Consider the following 20,310-nt stretch of genomic DNA (forward strand, 5'->3'; position numbering starts at 1 on the left):
CTTAATAGGGTAAATAACAATGAAACCGAAGAATCAGAGAAAAGAAGAAGTGATGGGTATCCTGGAGGACCACTGTAATTCGTTAATGGAGCAGTTTACTGAGTCGCCACCACCTGTTATCAATTGGCCAAAAACCAGAGAACTTGCCGATAAAGCGCACCTGGATATTTATACGGCAAGATTAGTATTAATGAAGCTAGTAGAGGAAGACAGGGCCAGAATGTCAGAAACCAAAGTGATGAACTCATTACGCTGGTTTGTTACTCAGCCAGAAAAAAAATGAAACGGCCATCATCTTAGGGTAAAGACATTATTTTTCAACGAGATAGATTCGAATAGCGATAAAGAGTCAGCTTTAATTGCTGCCAGACACTATCCCATTGAGCTGTTATAACCCCAATATTGGACAATTAGTTAACCTGTTTCCGTACAACAGGATGTTAGCTATATATGTAACTTGTTGATAGAAAAATGAAACTTTGTTTACCCCCATCTATAAGACCCACTCTTTCAGTACCAGTGCTCAACCTTGTTGTTATGGCGCTGATGTCCATTACCTTTGTCACCATGATGCACTATGAAATCAACCGAGGAGGGGCTGGGCTTCATCTTCCTGCCAATATAGTCATCTGGGCCATGATGGCACTGCTGACAATAACACTCTATTTACCCCATACTGAAGCCACTCAGCGTGTAAATTCTCCTGGCCGTTTGTGGCTGCTGTTTGGCGCCTTGATGATAAGCCTGCCGGGGCTATTTCCTGCCTCATTACAGCATGTCGTTGCCTGGTTACCGCGGATTTTAGGCCTGTGGGGTGGGATAATACTGCTACTGGGGTTGTTCCGCCTGAAACTGAATGTAGCCCTGCGACAGAGATGGCTGGTGATCATCCTCTTGTCGGCCTGGGGGCAAGCTGTGCTGACTCTGTTGCAATTTTTTGTTTTTACATCCGATAATTGGATGGAATTTGATAGTGCACAGCGGCCTTATGGCATATTCCAGCAAACCAATGTACTGGCCAGTTACCTGGCAACCGGTTATAGCATTGCAATCTATCTGTTTATGTTATCAAGCAACCGGGCCGTTCGAGGCATCAGCACACTTACCCTGCTGCTATTCCCAGGCTTATTGGTGCTGTTGCAATCAAGGGTAGGTTGGGTTGGCGGGATAACAACCTTGCTATTACTGTCGCTATATTACTGGCGTCAGCGACAGATAGCCTGGGTGTGGCTGAGTAGCCTGCTAAGTTTACTGGTCGCCGTTTATCTGTTGGAACAGATGAATATCGGTATGCATGTATCCAAAGATGCCAGCAACACCGAGCGCTGGCTGATACTGCAATATACCTGGCAGATGATACAGCAGCACCCATGGCAGGGTTGGGGATATGGTAGCTTTGAGTCAAGTTTTGCCCATGAATTGGCGCAGCACTGGCGGGTACCGACTTACTTAACTTATCCTTCCCACCCTCATAATGAAGTGCTTTATGGTTGGGTTGAGGGTGGCATTGCCGCACTGATCGGGATGTTGCTATTGGCTATCGGCTATGTGAAGCCACTCTTAATGCAACCAAAAACCGTTTTCCCTCTGTGGGTTCTCACGTTGCCGATCGCGTTGCATTTGATGACGGAGTTCCCTCTTTATCAATCAGCAGCCCACTGGCTGGTGCTGATTTTACTTGGCCGCCTAATGGTCACAGAAGATATGCTGCAACCCACCACATCGAAGTCAACTCGCTGGCAACGCTGGCTGCACACTGCCGTGATTTTATCGGCGCTATGCACACTGGTGTTTATGGTGACAGGCTTTAAAACTGGCCGGGTACTCACACTGGCCGAGAGAAGTGGCTTGGTTAACATGCAGCCTTTAGATAGCCTGACCAATCCCTATATCCAGTGGGAAAGGTATCAATATATAAGAAATATTAATCTATTATTGCAATTTAACCAGCATCCTGACCCCATGTTATTGCGCCAATTTAGGGTATGGGCCGAGCAGTATATTCAATTACACAATGATCCGAATGTTTATCAAAGTCTGATCATGATTGCTCGGTATCAGAAGGAAACAGCTTACGCCGACCAATTGTACCAAACTGCTCGCGCTTTATTCCCCGCCAACCCGGCCTTTCAATAGCGCCGACCTTATCAGCAATCACAAATCACCTGGCCCCTAAATCAAGGGGCTTATTACACCGTTTGCGGGCAGCCTCGAGTTTTACCTATGTCAGTTTTGGGGCTGCTGGGCTAGTATATCGGCTGGAAAAAGGACTTGATGAATGGTTGTAATTACATCCCCTTCTGTTTCAAGCTCATAGCTTATTTTTATCGGCTGTTGTGCCGGCATTGATGGCGAGATTTCCGTGTTAACCGTAAAATCATGTGATAGCTAACGATAATAATAAAAATCACAATTAACTTTAAATTCAATGGACTATAAATCATAACCACATGAATAATACCGATAAACTCGATTCTCACACCCCGATGATGCATTGGTGTGTGGCTACTGATAAGTAAAGATTATTTAGATAGAATTAATAAAACCTACGTTTTAACCTACACTTACATAACCAGTTGATTTATCTGTTGTTACTATCCTGCGACACTTTGACAGATTAGTACGTGCAGTTTACTAAGTACCGCATACTTACACCCAAAGTGAATGTATGGGTGAAGTTTTAAACTATCATACCTACTCAGAAAGAGTCCCATCGAGTTTTGCCAATGCTTGGGTGTGCTTCTCGTTTGTCATACAAAATTATACATCCGCAAAACTTGTGGGGAGTCAAGCAGCTACTTGTCTCCAAGCTCGATCTTCATACTGAGGTCAAGCTCTACCGTCTCAATAATATGATTATAGACCTCGATGATCTTATGGAGTGTAGCCTTACGACCAGCAGCATTAAACCGACCTAATTCGATCACGTTGGATGCCAGAAATTGCTCGAATTCAAGAATATCGACACGCCCGTCATATGCGCCATTCCTGGAGTTTTCAAGTAAAGCCTCCAACACGATAGCGCCTTTAGAAGATGTAATGACTAGCGGCTTGTATCCGCCATCCAAGTTTGCGATACATTTAGCAAGCAAGGCCTCACTTGGCAAATTAGTGACATGAAGCACCATGTCTTCAAAATCAAAATCACCACTACGGCTCGATCCCGCATCATTTTGGTTTGAATGATGATGTGTTATATGCCCCTTACCAAGCAATACATCCAATTTTGCTCCGACCATGTGTTGCATCAGACTACCAACAAATTTCGCCCCGGCCCCTTCATTCTGTCTGATCTGTGCTTGAGACAATAGATGTCGAATTGCACGACGTGTACCCCATAGAGGATCAACACTTAAGAGAAAGGGTTTTCGTTCGAAATAATCTCTGGCCTTGCCAACCCAAAAGACCTCACACTCAAAGAGATCTATGGCAACGCTGGCGTTTTGATTTTGGTTCAACAGGTCAATGTAATCGATCATGAGTTGCATGCTACCGCGGCTAGTTCGACCGCCTTCACTTGCAAGAATCCTATCAAGCCCATGCTCGTTCAAAATTCGCTGTGTGGCGGGCCCTCCCAACCCTTTTACTTGTCCTTGTTTGCCAGTTTTCCAGTCGTCGCTATTTAATGGCCAGACAAGGATTCCAGCCCTCTGCTGCTCAAGTGCCTGCCTGTTGATAACCAGAAGAGCGGCAATGGGTCCTTTGTTACCATTCACAGCCTTGCTTACAGCGAATGTTTCTAGCATTGTTTTGATTGCAGAACAGGGAGAGTTCATTATGCGACCTTTTTCTGAGCAGACGCTATATTGTGTGATTGGGTCAGAATAGGCTCAAAAATGAATTTGGCAAGGTGTCGAACCACAGGAACAACGACACCATCGCCAGCAATGTGGTAGGCATCATTATAATTATTCGGAAGCTTATAAGTATCAGGTAGCCCCATTAAGCGAGCGGCTTCTCGTGGCGAGAGTAAGCGTGAACGTATTTTATTACCTTGTACAACTAAGATACTTTGGCGGCTGGAACCACCTGCTGGCGTTCGAAGACATCCAGCAATACCATCGAATCTCACTTCTGCGCGCTGAACTTTTTCTCCATTCTCATTCTGCCGGGTACGCTTATAAAGTCCCCCGACAACATGTTTCCCGGTTTTTTGAGCCGATTGAACTTTGAGAAGATTGGAAGGCGTCATCATTCCCAATAGCCGCTCTGTTTTTTCTGCGCTATCCCATTTAACACCTTCTGGTTTTTCATCAATTAAATCAACGAATGCCACTGTTCTGTCTTCAGGAAGCGGCAAGTTCCACCATATCCATGATTGTTGCACCTTATCCGAAAGCCCCTTGTAAGCAGTGAACATGCGATCAGGATGCCATTGAGCTATGGGTGAGGAAGACGTCAAGCTATCAGGTAATTCTATAGAGGGATGCACTCCAACGATAAAAACTCGAGGGCGTGATTGAGGTACGAAGTGTCGAGCATCGATCACCATTGCGCCAAAACGATAACCTGCATCAGAAAAAACTGTTCCTATAGACGCGAAATCCTTGCCCTTGTTGGACGTCATAACACCATAGACATTCTCCAGTACAATGATCTTTGGAGCTCGCTCTTCAGTGATTAGGTTACGCATGAGCTCCCAAAACGGCCAGAAAGTACCTGAACGCGTCTGAGTTCCATCCTCCGCATTACCAATTCCTTTGTAGGCTCCAGCCAGAGATAGATCCTGGCAAGGAAACGATGCCCACACTAAATCGGCCTGTTCTGGAAGCTGTCCACTGGTGATATTGTTTATGTCTTCTACCAGCAGATCTGCTCCGCCATTCCAATTATCACGATAGACATGCCCTTTCATAGGGTTAAAATCATTAGCGAATAAACAATCCCAACCCTCGCCTAATCCAGCTCTAGCCATTCCTCCACCGGCAAAAAACTCATAGAAACGTCTCCCAGAATGCTTAAAAGGCTCTGTGTTCAACGTTGCACATTCGGAATCACGCTGAATTTTTTCGTTAATTGCCTGAGTGATCCACGCACTCATTTTAATTTTACCGCCATCGACCTGGCACTGGCGGGTGATGTCACAGTATTGGCTGCTTGTGAGACGGAGGCTGGTACGGTAATTAGCAGTGGTACTCATAGTATATCCTGTAAGTGGCGCCAAATTCTGGCCCCCTAAACAGCATATCGAACCAGACGAATCTGTCAATTCCATTTCGTTGTGCGTTTTAAATCTATGAAGTGCTGATGTGGTTCTCTGGCAAGTTACGAATGATGGCTGCCGCGTATAGCCATGCAACTTATCTTGAGGTGTAAAACAGCGTGTAAAAGTGAGCAGGTTTCCAGGATGATCAGCATCCAAATTTGACCACCTTGTGTGTCATATTCCACCTTTTCGATGGAGTAATCTGGAATGCTTATTATGGAAACTATCGCCAAGATACGTCGTCGTCATCTCATCAATGGTGAAAGCATTAGTGCTATTGCCCGCTATCTCAATCTTTACTGCAATTTCGTCGGAAAATACATTAATACCACTGATGAACCCGCCGACCAGCGCCCACTCCAAACAAAACTACAACTCGGCCCCTTCCTCAATACCATGACAAAATGGCTAGAACATGACTAAATCCTGCCTAAATTCCTTCGGCGAACTTCACGCCGGTATTCGAAGGGCTGCAAGCTGAAGACTATCACGGTGCTTATGACAGCGTTCGGCGACATGTCAAAATTTAGGTGATAAACTGGCCCAGGTTTTTGTCCTACTCTCCTTCACGCCTAGCGACATCGGGCAATTTGACTGGGCTACGAACACGCCGTGCTCACCGGTGTCTCTCAAACCAGCAAGCTCGCCCATTTCCGCCTAGCCTAAAGCAGTCAGATGTTCGTCATTGCCTATCGGTGCTATGATCTGCATGGCTCTGTCCGGTTGGCGATTTGGGATATTCAGCAATTGATCAGATCGCTTAAATCGGACTGAGTTCCCTTAGAGAGGTCGACTATTTGGAACAGTTATTTAAGCAGGACGATAATACCCGGTATGATTATATGAACAATATTTTTGAAAGAGAGCATGACAACATCCAAGTTCTTTCACTGTTTTCTGGTGGTGGTGGAATGGATTTTGGTATTGAATCAGCCGGAGGGAAGGTTGTTTTTGCTAATGATATTGTGGACAACGCTTGTAAGACGTTAGATAAGTATTTTCCTGACTCAGATATCAGACTTGGCGATATATCAAATATCCAAAACTTTCCGCGCGTTGATGCCGTTGTTGGCGGTTATCCGTGCCAGTCATTTTCGATGGCTGGTAACAGGAAACCGGATAGTGATGCCCGAACCAATCTTTATAAACAGTTTCTGCGTGTATTAAATATTGTTCGTCCAAAATATTTTGTTGCGGAGAATGTGTCTGGGTTGCAGCAACTTGGCGCGGGTAGCTTTTTAGAACAACAGCTCACTGCATATCAGCAAGCAGGCTATCAGGTCAGCTATCATCTGGTTAACGCCAAAGAGTATGGTGTTCCACAATCACGTAAACGTTTGTTTATTATTGGTGTTAGAAACGACTTAGGACAGTGTTTTGAGTTCCCCTCTGCAACACATGGTAAGCTGAGCCATAAGAATCCGCATCTAAAACCTTATGCATCTCATGGTGATGCTATCCGCAATTTGCCATTATGGCCAGAGGGGGAGTTTTATGAACGCCCTCATGATCCCGAAGGGCATTTTTCTTGGTATTTCATGTCGAGAAATCGCAAAGCTAAATGGGATAGCCCTGCTTATACCGTGGTAGCTAATTGGCGTCATGTCACATTACATCCAGCAAGCCCGGTGATGAAATTGACATGGTCAAACCTTCAGGATGGCTGGAAACAGCGCTGGGACTTTTCCGATGAATACGAACACTTAAACGTCGATGACACTCGCCCAAAATTGGATCAGGCTAGACGTTTGTCGTGGAGAGAATGTGCCCGTATCCAGACATTCCATCATGATTATGAACCGGTGGGAGATATCGATGCCAAGTTTACTCAAATAGGTAATGCTGTTCCCCCTATGTTGGCTGAGGTTCTTTTTAACCACCTTTTCTCAGGCGCAGGCTTGATAAATCTCTCGACAAAAAACAGGTGATTGAAATGGGGGAATGTTTTCCGGTTTCTTTAGACGAGTGGAATGCTGCCCTAGTTAAAGCCATTTTTTTTGACCCTTCTTGTGTATATTTAACTCTGAGTAGAATTGATGCTACTGGACGAATTTTTGAACAGCTAAAAGGATCTCGTAGCAAAGATGAAGCCAAGATTAGTTTTCTGGATTCATTCGGTAAAAACTCGAATGAAATACAGAACCATTTTAAAGATGTATTAAGGACTGAAATATTAACCATAAGAGATGGAATTCCTCCCAATTTTTCCATCTTATATTTAACATTACTTGCAGCTAGTGCTGACGATAATACTCATGATGAAGGTGATTTTCGTGTCAGATTTTCCTTGCTGTTGGGTTTTGATAAAGATAAAAAATTCATCTTCACTGAACTTCCTAAAATGTGGAAGCGATTAGCAAAATGGAGTCATAATAAAAAAGGATGTTCACGCCTTATCTTGCCAGACCCTCAGCGAGAAACACTCATTGGCTATTCTAAGCGGCTTTCTTTCCCTTGCTATAAGGATGACTCTTTACTAAGAAGTTTACTCGCCAGTAACAATTTCGATAGCTACTCAACGTTTGAGCTAGTTAGTCAAGCTATTCATAAAAGAATTAATAGCTTTAGCAAAATATTCATTAACGAGTTTATTCACTTCCGGGAGTTATTATTAAAGGCTGCAACACAGCAGGCTTACAATAGCCCATTCTGGGGTGCAATTAGGGACATTACGCGGAATGATGAAAGCCAACAAATAGCATCGAATGGCCGTTTTTGCATACAGCTAGACTCTGCCGATACGTGGAACCCAGAAATATATTTGTTAATGGATCAGAAAGGTGCCGAAATATTAGCTCCGCACGAGATTTATACACTACCGCAACAGACAGATATTTATACCAAGGGTTATTATAAATCCAGTGCGAATCGGACATTGATAGATCTTTCGTCTTTATTACAAAAACAAAAGAAAGGGCTTTCTAAATCGCGAGTGGGTATGGCGTTGAGGGCAAGATGCTTATCTCTTTTTAAGGATGACTCAGGATATATGAGCTCTGATGGTCATTTTTTTGATAATGGCCCAGTTTGTCTTGCAGTCGATAGTGATTATGTAAAATGCATTAATGTAGCGTGTGAACGTATTAACTTAAAATTTAGAACATTAGGAATTAATTCAGAATTTGATGAGTGGCAATTTCTTGTATTTGATGCAGTAAGCCGACAGGCACTAACTATTCTAGCGCAGGCACTTCCTAAAAGTGCTCAACAATTTTTGATTCAAAACTGGATGCCAGCAAGACCTCATCTTATTGGCGGAGCCAGATTCGGGCAGGCGATATTACTCAACCCTGCTAGTACGCCTTTTATTCGTATGGAAGGGGCACGTAGTGGAAGGTATGTAATTAGTGACTGTGCGGGTCGTGAATTATCTGTTGGTGAACTGACGTTCAGTGACGAAGGGCTATATATTTCACCTGAAAAGTTGATTAATATTTTTGGGCAAGCATTTTGCCGATATCTGCTAACACTGGATCAACGAGAAAACCCTATAGTCTATGAAATTCATGTATTAGACCACGCCCCTTATGCAGACTATCGGCGGTTGAATGAACTGAGTAATTGGTTGGTCGATGGTGCTCTGGGAACCCTAGTATCACTCGATGATATTGCTCATAACGTATCTACTTCTATTCCTGTACATAAGAAAAAATATACCCCGCTGGGCGGTAAGTGGTCATTATGGCAACAAAATGAGTATCCACTTGAGGAATGTGAACGAATCGATTTGCATTCCATACCCGTTGAACTTGAATGGTTAGCAGAGGCACTTGCTTTGCGTTTCCAAAAGCGTAGTACGCTACCTTTTGAGGAGCTAAAAAAACATCTTATCTCCGTATCAATCGCAGTGGGTATCCCTGAATGGCGATTGCGTCGGATGCTATTTGCATCCGGCTGGCTTTGTATAACAGAAAATCGTTATGCGCCTTATCCGTTAATAATACTGACCTCTCGTACAATCTCTATTTCTGGAGACGGGGGCGTTACGGTGGCCCGTATCAGCGGAATGATGACAAAAAGCGAGCGTAACCGACTGCAACACTTACTGGAGGAAGGCGAGCAGGCAAAACAGTTATCAGTACTAGGTCACGATATTACAACGGGTTGTATTGAGTTAAGCCTATTAAGTATTGAGCGCGTCGAATGGTTGGCTGAACAGTTCGGCTGGCGACTAATCACTAGAGCTGATTTCCCCGTTAGCCCATTAAGCGGTGTGATCTTACCAATAACCGAAATAGAAAATATCCCAACGTTACCAGTCAACATCACCGTGTCAACTTGGCTGGGAGAAAAAAATAAGTGGTCTGAGGAGTCGACGTTAATTGACCCCAATAGCAATGCCTTAATGCGTTGCCAGGAAAAAAAACGCAATCGTTATTTTATCACTACCCAAAACAGCGTTTGGCAGACCGATAGTTTTGCCTGGGGATTGATGGTTCAGACTATTTTTTCAAAGAAAATATTGGGTACCATTAACCATCGAGGGGATCTCTGTTGGTCAAAAAATCTAGTAACATTACCCCTTCCTCTCACGCAATGGTGGTTACATTTTGCTGGTGGTTGTCTTTCCATTGGTGATGATGGACATGTTTCATTTGTTGGTGGTGGCAGCTCCATTTGGGCAGATATAGATCTTTCAGATAAGACTACGGAAGTTTTTGTCGACCGAGCTACTGTTCGCAGATCGCGGGCGTTAATGCTGCGTAGAGGCCGATAATACTGAGAGCACGAACAGATTTTGATTGTTTGTTAGAATTACAACGAGTTTATTGCATTGGCATATAGAGGGATTCAAACAGAATGGTTAAAAAACAGCACGTTATAAAAGAACGAATGAACCAGATGTTCTGTTTTGGTTTAGAACCTCACGAGTTAATCAACTGCCTGAAAGAGTGTAAACAAAAGCTTATCATAGCGGGTGCTAAAGCGGATAATTTACCTAGAACACTGCCTCAGAAATTACGTTTTCTAAATACGCTTCAGCCTAAGGCTCGGTTGGTTATCCATGCATGGTTTAGTACTAATCTACTATTTCCTGAATCGGATGAACCCGAAAAAATCCTCAATGAACTTCTAGTAAAAGAACGTACCGATAACGACGAAATAGAATCGTCAAAGCCATTATGGCGCGCCATTTTGGGATTCTACGTCTCTCAGTCCTGTCCTGAAATTATCGAGCGATTTCTTAATGATGAGTCGATGGTGCCGCCCCATGATGATATCGAAGAATGCAATGAGAGTCTTTCAGAGCATCTAAGCATAAATGTAACGGATGATGATATCGAACAGTGTTTATTAATCAGTCGAGGGAACGCCGTATTGCCATCTGACCGCGTACTACCGATGTTCGTTGCTGGTCTTGTTGATACGTTTAATGGTGAGCAGGAAGCAGCCAGTATATGGAAAGAAAAATTATCCAATCATGCGCTTCCTATGGTGCAAAAACTCGAAAATATCATCAAGGAATTTGAGATTACTCGTGGCCCGAAAGAGGCTGATAGTGTTGAAGTATTACCGGCAGAGTTTATTGCAACAGAGGACATGAATGACTATGTCGTCGATAGTATGGCTTTTGTCGGTGTCGTTACCAAATTGCTCCCCAACGAGGCTTTCTTTGTTTCACCTGTTGGCTTGCTTATTCACGACAAACTGTGGGCGCTTTCTGAAGAACAAGCGAAAATCCTGTATCCTCATCGTGGTGAAACCGTTGGGTTTATAAACAATTACACCAAAAATTTTACTCAGGGAGAGCTTGGGATATGGCACGCGGAGCATCGACCGTCCGACAAACCAGCGCAATATGTGCTAACTAGCTACCAGTCGCGCGTATACCCGGTTATCAGACTTCCCCATTTATCCAGTGAGCCCGATTCTGTCAGAGAGTGGTTATTAACCCAGTATCAACCACAAGATGAATCACCAGCCATTTTTTTGCTTGATGATGGGGTGGCATTAAGACTTCCTAGTGATCTACCTGATCCTAAAAAATATGACTTCGATGTGCCACTTGATAGCTACAGAGAATTGACCTGTATTAAATTACATTCGCGGCAAATCACCATTGTGACTCAACTTCCTGTAGCCAGCGAAAAATACGATTGTGCACCTGCCAGTACATGGATAAAACGTCTGATAAAGTTAGAATATTCATCAACAAACTTCCCTGTTTTCAACAAAAAAAACTTACAAAATTTAACTCACTTTATTGCTGAGCATGAGCCAGAAACTGATGGTTATGTCCGTGCCATAGCTCATCTCGAACAAGTTAGTGTTTCAAGAGGATTATTGGGCAATATGATTCAACAATTGCTAACACTGCCCGAAGTAGAGGCTCAAATTAATGTAGAGAAGAAAGCGATCATTACTGGCTATAAATGCGAGCAAGAACAATTAAGACAGGCTATTGCTTCTCTGGCAGAGAAAAAAGTGCAACTTGAAGCGGAAATTGATAAACAGAAAAAACACCTAAAAACAGAAACAGAGAAATCAAAAAAAGCGCTTCGCCAACAGGAAGTAGAACTGGATTCACGTATCAGACAAACCTTCGAAAATGCATCACAAGCCGGTATCGAAACGTTGGCGCAAGCGGCACTACTGCGGGCATTGATCGCTGATGTGGCCGTACCGGTTTCTCAACCAGAGCCTACGACTAAACCTGAGCCCACCATTGCTTTGCCACTGTCATCGCCAATAGCAAATAAGCTCATCAATAAAAGGCAGCTATTGACTGTGATAGAAAAACAGGCGGTGGCAACAGGGTTAAGTGAAACCTTATTATCTGGCCTTGTCGCAGCGGCTAATGTAACACCTATTATTGGACTGCTAGGAAAACACACAAAAAAAGCACTTTATACCATAGCGAATATTCTTTCGGGCGGAGTCTTGGGGGAAGTTTCTATCCACGGTGATCTTTTTAGTATCAGTGATTTAATGAAGTCTCCAGTGTTAGTCAGAAGTACAGAAAACACCTGCACCATGACTCTGGGGGATTTTCTAATGCATCAGCAAGATAATGGACTGTCTACAGTGGTGGAGTTACGTGGATTTAACCGTATGCCACCAGAGACATTGTTGCCTGAGTTGAGTGACTGCCTGCTTAGTGACGAACAGGCATCTGGATTTTGCTGGGTAGATCAACACCAGACACTGCGCCATCTTTCAATCAGCCAACCGATACTATTTGTGTTGACGTTTGCTGTTGGAAAAAGCACATTCCCCTTACAAGGACCTGCAGTCCACAGATTGCCGGTGTTTCTGGCAGAAAATCTGTGGGGTGATGAACAATCAGCTGATTCCTCGATTACCATTACACCCACTCATGTCACTCCGGCATTATGGCAATCGTTCTACCAAGAAGCTAATCCGTCTGCTAATCATGACTTTAACGAACAACAAACCTTGCGGGCAGTACTACAAGCATTTGGTTTTTCTGAAAGCAAATCACGGGCGATTGCGGCACTGGCATTTACGGCGGGGCGTAGCACCTCAGAGGCAGAGGCTTTCGGTAGTGAGTTGTTAGCCCGTACATTAATGGATGAAATTGATCATGGTGAAGCTGCCACGATACTTGATTGTCTGTTTCAGCGATAGGAACGGGACTTAATATGAATAATCCACTCGAAACGTTTGAATCAATAAGAGATTTTTACATTACCTATCTTGAGACGGCATTTCGTATTGGCTCTCCTGCAATTCAGGCAAATCGCCGAGAATTGCTTGAGAAACAAGGTACGCTGTGTGCGGATCTATTTCTGGAACCGATGCCCAGATATAAAGACCATGATTTAATCATCAGCGATCTACGGGATGCCTTGAAAGGGGAAACATGGCTACCGGGGTTTACCACCCAGCAAAGGGCTGCATTTATCGATCTCTGTCTGGGCGGACTTTTGCCACGCGATCCCAAGGATGCTACCAAAGGGCGTTTTAAACTCTATACCCATCAGTTAGAAATGCTACAACGAGGTGTACAACCCGGCATGCCGGGCATTGTTACCTCAGGAACGGGTTCAGGTAAAACAGAATCCTTCTTACTTCCCGTTCTGGCGCAAATTGCCAAAGAGGCAAGCAAGTGGCCGCAAAGTCCCTCGCTTAAAAGTTGGCGACCATGGTGGATAGAACCAAACATACAGCCCACCTTCATGAGAGAGCGGGAAGGGCGGCCTAAAGCTGTACGAGCATTAATCCTGTATCCGATGAATGCGCTGGTAGAAGATCAATTAGTGCGTATGCGTCGAGCGCTCGACTCTGATGAAGCTCATGAGGTGATGGATTCCCATTTTGGTGGCAATCGTATTTTCTTTGGCCGTTATACCAGTGCTACCAAAGTGACTGGGTGGTTGGATCATCCTCGACAGGGTGACGATCAGAAAGAGAAAAAACGAGTGACAGGTAAAGTCGCTGAATTGCGTGAATATTTGCAATTTGCTGAAAAGACCCATAAAGAGGCTGTATATCAAGGGAATCTTGATGAGAATGATAATTTACAATTCAATTTCCCTAGACCAGACGGCGGTGAAGTGCTAAGTCGTTGGGAAATGCAAAAAACTCCGCCAGATATTCTCATTACCAACACTAGTATGCTTTCAACTATGCTGGTGCGTGAAATTGACGACCCGATCTTTGATCAGACCCAACAATGGATTGAACACGATCCGGACGCCTACTTTTATCTTGTGCTCGATGAACTGCATCTACAGCGAGGAACAGCAGGTACTGAAGTCAGCTATTTACTTAAACATTTACTTAATCGTCTTGGGTTGGATCAGCCACAACATCGCCACAAACTACGTATTCTAGCTTCGAGTGCTTCACTCCCCGTGAGTGGCCCAGAGGGAGAGCAAAGCATCAACTATCTGTGGGGCATGTTCGGCAAACGCGGATTGCCAATGAATGCCAGCGCAAAGGACTGGAAGACTTGTATCGTTCATGGGAAACCCGAGGCACTGGTTGAAATACCGGATTTTTATGGCGATCTTCCTGCGTTTTGCCGAGCGGTTAAGAAGCTGAGATCTGGTGGAACAACTGAAGTATGGAACGACATAGCCCGCGGTTTGGGTTGCTATCATAAATACGACACTTTAGAAGAATTAGCACAATATACTGTCCAATATTCAGCAAGAATGCTGGAAAAAGGGTGTGCTGATGATAAAAAATCTTTACGAGCAACGGCCATTGACCAACTCGCAATATCCCTCTTTGCTGAACATCCCAACGCTCGAGATGGTGTTAGTGAGTTAATTTGGCTACGAACGGCCGCCGATAATTGGTACTCGTGGTTTGCGCATCCTTTTCCTGACCACATCCCATTGCCACGTTTTCGTGCTCATGCCTTTTTACGTGCACTGGAAGGATTATATGTTGCTCCGTTGCCATCACCAGCACAGGCAGCAAAAGACGAAAGGAACCAATGGCTATTTGCCGATCTTACTGTCGAATCCGGCCTACGCTACGGTGATCGTTTGTATGGTGATAAGCAACATTCGCGGCGTGTGGAATTGCTCTATTGTGAATGTTGCGCAACATTATTTTTGGGCGGACAACCATCTGCTTTCTCAGCGACAAGTAACCGGACAGAACTACTACCAAACGATCCTGACACAGAGAAACTCCCAGAACATGCCAAATCGGTCATGATTGAGCGACGTTCAGCGGAAGAGTATGTCCTGTTCATGCCAACCGTTGATCGGTTTTGGCCTCTAGGTAATGAAAAGCTCTCTGATGACGATTCTTTTGGCAAATGGAAGGAAGCAAGTTACGATCCGTTTACGGCAACAATTACGCAACCAATATCGCCCGTAAAACCCTTACCAGCAACCGATATTGCAGGGTGGTTCTATCGTGTCCCTTCAGGTGATTTTATCCCCCCGAAAAGAGATCAGTCATCTAGTCAATCACCTGGTTCTTCGTTGCCTTTCCAATGCCCTGCATGTGGTACCTCATATAAATACGGTAAAGGAAAACAGTCACCTATCCGTGGCTTTAGGGTAGGTTTTGCGAAAACAACGCAGCTACTTGCTAGTACATTAATGGCAGAGTTACAGCAATCTGGAGATCAAGAACGACTGGTAACGTTTTCTGATAGCCGACAAGATGCGGCTAAAGCGGCGCTCGATCTTGAATCTGGTCATCATGATGATATTCGGCGGGAGATCCTCATCGGTTCCCTGAAAGAGCTTGCTGCGGATAAATGTTCACATGAAAAATTGCGTATACGTTTAGACGAAGTTACTAAACGGAAAAAAGAACTTGATGCTCTTGACGATCTAAACAAGCTTTCAGATATACAGACAAAAGAATTAGACGATCTCTGGAAGGAACGAAAGCAAATTAGAGAAACATTATTACTCCCACAGGCTGATAGCATCTCGCTAGAAGCTATATTGGAAAATTCTCCCAAAGCGGGTAAGCCACTTAATAGATTGCTGGCTAAATTGGTTGATGCTGGTATTCATCCGACGGATCGGACTGGCATCACTCCTGTACCCGACCCATCAAAACATAGCGAAGATATTAAAACTTTTACATGGCAGCAGCTCTTTGATAAAGGTCATCAGGATAAATGGTGCTGGAAGGCTTTCCCTTATTATGAAACTGATCTGGATATTGCCCGTCAGGAAATTTCACGCGACCTGAAAGAATTAGCTGGTGAAAGCGTGTTTAGTAAAACTTACTTTGCGTTAGAAGAAGCAGGATGGGGATATCCCTGCATCCCTATTTCTGAAAATTATTCACGGGAAAAATTAACTATATTTGACGCACTACTTCGAGTATTGGCGGACGCTTACCGAGTCGAACCATCGCAGTATCGTAATCCTGATAATCCTGACATACCTTGGGGAACTACATCAGCGATCCCTAAACGGAATAGGGTATATTGTTTTGCAAATTCTCTATGCCAACAGTCTGGCGGTAGTGTCTTAGGCTTACTTGATGAGTTCCTTCTGCTACTTGAAAAAGCAGGCCATCAAGGTGGCATCATTGATATTGGGAAAGTACACTTTCGCCTAGTCGATCCCGCTGATAATTTCTGGCGTTGCGACAAATGTGGACGTGTTCACTTACATCCGGGGGCAAAACTCTGCACCCGTTGCCATGCTCCTTTGCCCGAAATTCCATCTGGCGAAGCCGGGACATTGCAAAAACAAAACTATCTCGGAAAACGCATTTCACACTCATCCGGAGTTCGTCGTATGCGTTCTGAAGAACTCACCGGCATGACGGGGAACCCGGCAGCAAGGCTACGTCGCTTCAAAGGTATTCTGATTGCTGATGATGATGATATTTTACCAACGGGACTGAAAAACTTTGAACCAGATCCTGATCTGGACAGATTAGCTCGCGTTATTGACGTGCTTTCCGTCACCACTACCATGGAAGTTGGCGTTGATATCGGCGACTTGCGTGCCGTTTTTCAGGCCAACATGCCTCCACAGCGCTTTAACTACCAACAGCGCGTAGGCCGCGCCGGGCGACGCGGACAGGCTTTTGCATTTGTACTAACCGCATGTCGCAGCAAAAGCCACGATCTGTTTTACTTCCGCCACCCAGAAAAGATCACCGGCGACCTTCCACCTCCACCCTTTCTGACCACCAAGCTGGAAATGATCTGCCAGCGACTGGTTCGCAAAATCTGGCTGGTTGCAGCGTTTAAATGGCTAAGGCAGAAAACAGTCGACTCACGCCAGCCATGGCCTGTGGATGAGCACAGGCAGAAACCCGATAACCACGGTGAATTTTTTCAGGTTGACTGGTTAAAAGATCAGCAGGCTGATTGGCTACCACGTATCCGTCAGGCACTAACAGCGACGATCAGCGATCGTGATGAATTTGCTCATGTCTGCATGCCGCAGGATCAAACCTTCTATCATACCATTGTGCAATTACTGACCCCCGACAAGCTTATACAGGATATTTGTGCGGCGTTAAACGATGGTGCAATGGCAGGTAAAGGGCTAGCTGAGGCGCTGGCTGAGCGAGGGCAATTACCGATGTATGGTATGCCAACCCGCACGCGTCTGTTACAGACCAGAGCCATTGCTACTGGCGGAGATGATATCCAGTTTGCCAGCATGGATCGCGATCTGGACATTGCAATACAAGAATTTGCACCGGGAAAATATCTGATACAGGACAAACGGCGCTACTTAACGGCAGGCTACGCCGGGATGCTGAGGCAACGCTATCCTAAATCTATAGAATTTGACTCCAACGTGAATGAACCGGGAGAAGGCAGAATGATGAAAGCCTGTCCTGTGTGTCACGTCTGGACTCCAATCAATCACCAAGTTCACGAATGTACCGCCTGTGGTGCCGTGATGGATGACATTGAGCAGTACCAATGTTATGTACCTTATGGATTTATTACCTCACTGGAAGATAAATCAGTCAAAGAGGACATCGATCAAACTCTGACCAATGCCAGCCGAGTTTCTGTAGCAGAAGCCTACTCATTTTCTGCTATACAAGAGTCTGACACTAATGTCGCTATCCAGCTTCAATCTCAAATTTGTCTTCACCGACTGAATCGCGGCACCTATGCCGATGAACGATGGAGCGGTTTCAATGCGGTACAGGGCAGCTTACGTGTTCCCTTTAGAAAAGGGGGAACGTACCAGCCATTAATGGCAAATCGCGTTTGGGTAGATAGTCAATTGCTTGAGGCTGATCTTTTATTGAAGAGACGTTTCACACCTTGGCAGGAAAGTAAAACCTCCTTTTATCTTGCCGCACCTAAAGTGACCGACTTGTTGGCTCTGATGGTGGTCAATACCCCCGTAGGTCTACAGCTACAAACTCAGGCGTTTCGGGCCGCAGCACTTTCTGCTGCATTTATCATTGTTAACTATGCTTCAAAAGAGTTACTCGACATTGATCCCGAAGAAATCGAAATTCTGGAACCGCGTGTCCAGAGATTGGAGGACGGTAGGTTAGCTCCGATATTGCAAATGGCTGACCGTCTGGTTAATGGTTCAGGATTATGTGAACGCCTACAACAGAAAGGCATATCCGGTACACCGATCATTCTTGAGGTGATGAGGGCTATTGTTAGCAATAAAAATGACTTCCCGCTTAAAGAGCTTTTAGACAAAGATCATCGTGAAAAATGTTTTCAAGGGTGTTACTACTGCCTGCACAGATATGGCAATCAGGCCTATCACGGGCTGCTTGATTGGCGACTCGGACTGGATGTTATCCAGTTGCTTCTGGATGAAAATTATGATGCCGGATTGAATGGTGATTTCTCTGCTCCCGGTATCGCCGACTGGCGAGAGAACGCCCTGCGTTTAGCAAAAGAGGCTGCTTCACTCTTTAATAGCGAAATTAGAATGGTAGGCCATATTCCGCTGATCGGCGTTGGCCCACAGCGTTGGGTTGCTGTGACCCATCCATTCTGGAGCGTTGATGGCGTTTTTACTGCTAATTCTGAACTTGAAAGGCTATTTCTTGAGTGGCAACTGGAGAAGGAAACGGTCAGTACTTTTGATCTCTCCCGCCGTATGGGTGCTGTTATGACCAAGCTCAGAAACCCAGACAGTAATCAGGCGAATTGAGAACGATATGAATGCTATTACACTTGCCCGAACTCGTCCGGCGCTACCCTCTAAACTAGGAGTATTCATTGCCTGCCCAGCGAGATACTTATTGGAGAGTGAACCGCATACTATACAGCAGGTATCTCTACATCCGCGGACGATTCTCGGGAGTGTTGTACATCTGTTGGCGAACACATTGCAAAAGGATACGGGGGTGACGCCAGCCTCAGTTATAGAGCAGTTGGAAAATACCTTCATTAGTGCATTGGGCAATACTCAACGTGCAGGACCCCTTACTGAATGGGTCCTGCAACGTCATGGCATTGCAGGATTAATATCTCGTCAGGCGTTACTTGAACAAGTTCGCTATGCAAAATCGATTATTATGCCTGTTGTTGAACGAGCAAAATATTTACCTGATAGTCCAGAAAAGCGAGAGAACCGTATTCCTGTTGGTCGAGAAAAATCACTTACCAGCTCCCAGTTCAATATGAGCGGACGAGCCGATCTTATTTACCAGACAAATTCAGGGCCGATACGGGTCGTTGATTTTAAAACTGGCAAAGTAACAGATGAACTAAACCAGCCGAAAGACCATTACCTGTTACAAATTGCGGCATATGGCATGATGGTGAAAGAACAGGTTCCTGATATTGATGTTGAATTGGAACTAGCCGGCGTTTCTGATAGCTGGACGGGATCTCTGGATGCAAACCTGAATGATCGAGTCACCCATATTCTTATCAAATTGAACAATACATTACCGTTCAATGAACCTTTGCATGCACAGGCTCTTGCACAAACGGGAAAACATTGTGTCACATGTATAAGCCGTTGCTCGTGCCCTGTTTATCGGGAGAAACTACAGGAATACTTGCAGCAACATCAGTTTGATTCTGCATATTTTGGTTACGATTTTTTCGGGCAATTGCTGGGCATTGAGGTGGGGGATAGTTTAATAACTCTCCGAGTTCAGCTTGCGAATGGTTATACAGTAAAAATATTTCGTATCCCTGCGCAGCTTTTTCCTGAGTCGGAAAGAATCGTTGGCCGCTCCCTGTTTATATATGGTGTAAATAGCTTAGGTCGAAGTTCAGATGGTGGTTTCCCACGAAATTTTTATGTGATTAACACTCAGGATCCAAAGCGATCGGCATTTCAGTTTTATCTGCAATGGGAATAAAATAATAGTTATTTGACGGGGTTTAATACTTATTAAAAAGTAGATAAACCTCCTCTTTAGTGGTACTTTTGGAATAATAAACTATCAAATAGAAAAATTACCCTCAAATGAGAAAATCATCACATAAAATATTCTTCACTCGCTGACTTCTTGAATTAAAATCGTAACGTCGGATCATCAGCACTCCATCCCAGCAATCATTTTTTCGGTTAAACTTCCTTCTGGAAGTCTACTAAAAAGCAAGGCTATCTAGTGTTTTGTAAGTATCCCACCAAAACGGCCCATCCACTTTTAGAGATCTTCCGACATTGATCCCTTCCCAATATTGATGCCAGGATAAATCAGAGATCCGGGTCGGTTTGCAGGCTTCGGACAAATTCTTCCGG

Annotated in this window: 10 protein-coding genes; 8 read left to right on the plus strand and 2 right to left on the minus strand. The window is 44.6% G+C overall.

Annotated features, from left to right (window positions below):
- Window positions 1–19 precede the first annotated feature (19 nt).
- Both V2A85_RS13030 and V2A85_RS13035 read left to right on the plus strand, forming a co-directional pair.
- Entirely contained in the window at window positions 20–283 is a 264-nt protein-coding gene (locus tag V2A85_RS13030) for a faeA-like family protein (RefSeq protein ID WP_083160383.1), read from the plus strand.
- 263 nt (window positions 284–546) lie between these two features.
- Window positions 547–2,136: a Wzy polymerase domain-containing protein gene (locus tag V2A85_RS13035; RefSeq protein ID WP_420071611.1), complete on the plus strand. Its 1,590-nt coding sequence runs from the start codon at window positions 547–549 to the stop codon at window positions 2,134–2,136.
- A gap of 659 nt (window positions 2,137–2,795) precedes the next feature.
- Here the strand turns inward: V2A85_RS13035 and V2A85_RS13040 are convergent.
- Both V2A85_RS13040 and V2A85_RS13045 read right to left on the minus strand, forming a co-directional pair.
- On the minus strand, window positions 2,796–3,776 hold the full coding sequence (locus V2A85_RS13040; RefSeq protein ID WP_057532331.1) for a DUF4928 family protein: 981 nt from the start codon (window positions 3,774–3,776) through the stop codon (window positions 2,796–2,798).
- Window positions 3,776–5,140, minus strand: coding sequence for a DNA cytosine methyltransferase (locus tag V2A85_RS13045; protein WP_253643447.1), 1,365 nt, complete (start codon window positions 5,138–5,140; stop codon window positions 3,776–3,778). The genes V2A85_RS13040 and V2A85_RS13045 overlap by 1 nt, the downstream gene beginning before the upstream one ends.
- 273 nt (window positions 5,141–5,413) lie before the next feature.
- Here V2A85_RS13045 and V2A85_RS13050 point away from each other — a divergent pair, with 273 nt between their 5' ends.
- From V2A85_RS13050 to V2A85_RS13075, 6 genes are all read left to right on the plus strand, one after another.
- Entirely contained in the window at window positions 5,414–5,629 is a 216-nt protein-coding gene (locus V2A85_RS13050) for a hypothetical protein (protein WP_050105279.1), read from the plus strand.
- Window positions 5,630–6,003: 374 nt separating this feature from the next.
- Window positions 6,004–7,134 (plus strand): DNA cytosine methyltransferase, encoded by a 1,131-nt coding sequence (locus V2A85_RS13055; RefSeq protein WP_230675956.1) that lies wholly within the window; start codon window positions 6,004–6,006, stop codon window positions 7,132–7,134.
- A 5-nt stretch (window positions 7,135–7,139) separates the two neighbouring features.
- Complete coding sequence (locus V2A85_RS13060) at window positions 7,140–9,923, plus strand: hypothetical protein (RefSeq protein ID WP_057532330.1); 2,784 nt, start codon at window positions 7,140–7,142, stop codon at window positions 9,921–9,923.
- 83 nt (window positions 9,924–10,006) lie between these two features.
- Entirely contained in the window at window positions 10,007–12,796 is a 2,790-nt protein-coding gene (locus V2A85_RS13065) for a hypothetical protein (protein WP_050105277.1), read from the plus strand.
- A gap of 14 nt (window positions 12,797–12,810) precedes the next feature.
- A complete protein-coding gene (locus tag V2A85_RS13070; protein ID WP_057532329.1) occupies window positions 12,811–18,759 on the plus strand; it encodes a DEAD/DEAH box helicase in 5,949 nt (1,982 codons plus the stop codon).
- Window positions 18,760–18,766: 7 nt separating this feature from the next.
- Window positions 18,767–19,924 (plus strand): PD-(D/E)XK nuclease family protein, encoded by a 1,158-nt coding sequence (locus tag V2A85_RS13075; RefSeq protein WP_057532328.1) that lies wholly within the window; start codon window positions 18,767–18,769, stop codon window positions 19,922–19,924.
- The last annotated feature ends 386 nt before the right edge of the window (window positions 19,925–20,310 follow it).

The organism is Yersinia sp. 1252 StPb PI (assembly GCF_048593885.1).
In the GTDB taxonomy this organism is placed as follows: Bacteria; Pseudomonadota; Gammaproteobacteria; order Enterobacterales; family Enterobacteriaceae; genus Yersinia; species Yersinia enterocolitica_E.

Bases quoted from the DNA above. Each gene is read 5' to 3' on its own strand.
- V2A85_RS13030 (WP_083160383.1), top strand. From the start codon at position 20: ATGAAACCGAAGAATCAGAGAAAAGAAGAAGTGATGGGTATCCTGGAG.
- V2A85_RS13035 (WP_420071611.1), top strand. From the start codon at position 547: ATGTCCATTACCTTTGTCACCATGATGCACTATGAAATCAACCGAGGA.
- V2A85_RS13040 (WP_057532331.1), bottom strand. From the start codon at position 3,776: ATGAACTCTCCCTGTTCTGCAATCAAAACAATGCTAGAAACATTCGCT.
- V2A85_RS13045 (WP_253643447.1), bottom strand. From the start codon at position 5,140: ATGAGTACCACTGCTAATTACCGTACCAGCCTCCGTCTCACAAGCAGC.
- V2A85_RS13050 (WP_050105279.1), top strand. From the start codon at position 5,414: ATGCTTATTATGGAAACTATCGCCAAGATACGTCGTCGTCATCTCATC.
- V2A85_RS13060 (WP_057532330.1), top strand. From the start codon at position 7,140: ATGGGGGAATGTTTTCCGGTTTCTTTAGACGAGTGGAATGCTGCCCTA.
- V2A85_RS13065 (WP_050105277.1), top strand. From the start codon at position 10,007: ATGGTTAAAAAACAGCACGTTATAAAAGAACGAATGAACCAGATGTTC.
- V2A85_RS13070 (WP_057532329.1), top strand. From the start codon at position 12,811: ATGAATAATCCACTCGAAACGTTTGAATCAATAAGAGATTTTTACATT.
- V2A85_RS13075 (WP_057532328.1), top strand. From the start codon at position 18,767: ATGAATGCTATTACACTTGCCCGAACTCGTCCGGCGCTACCCTCTAAA.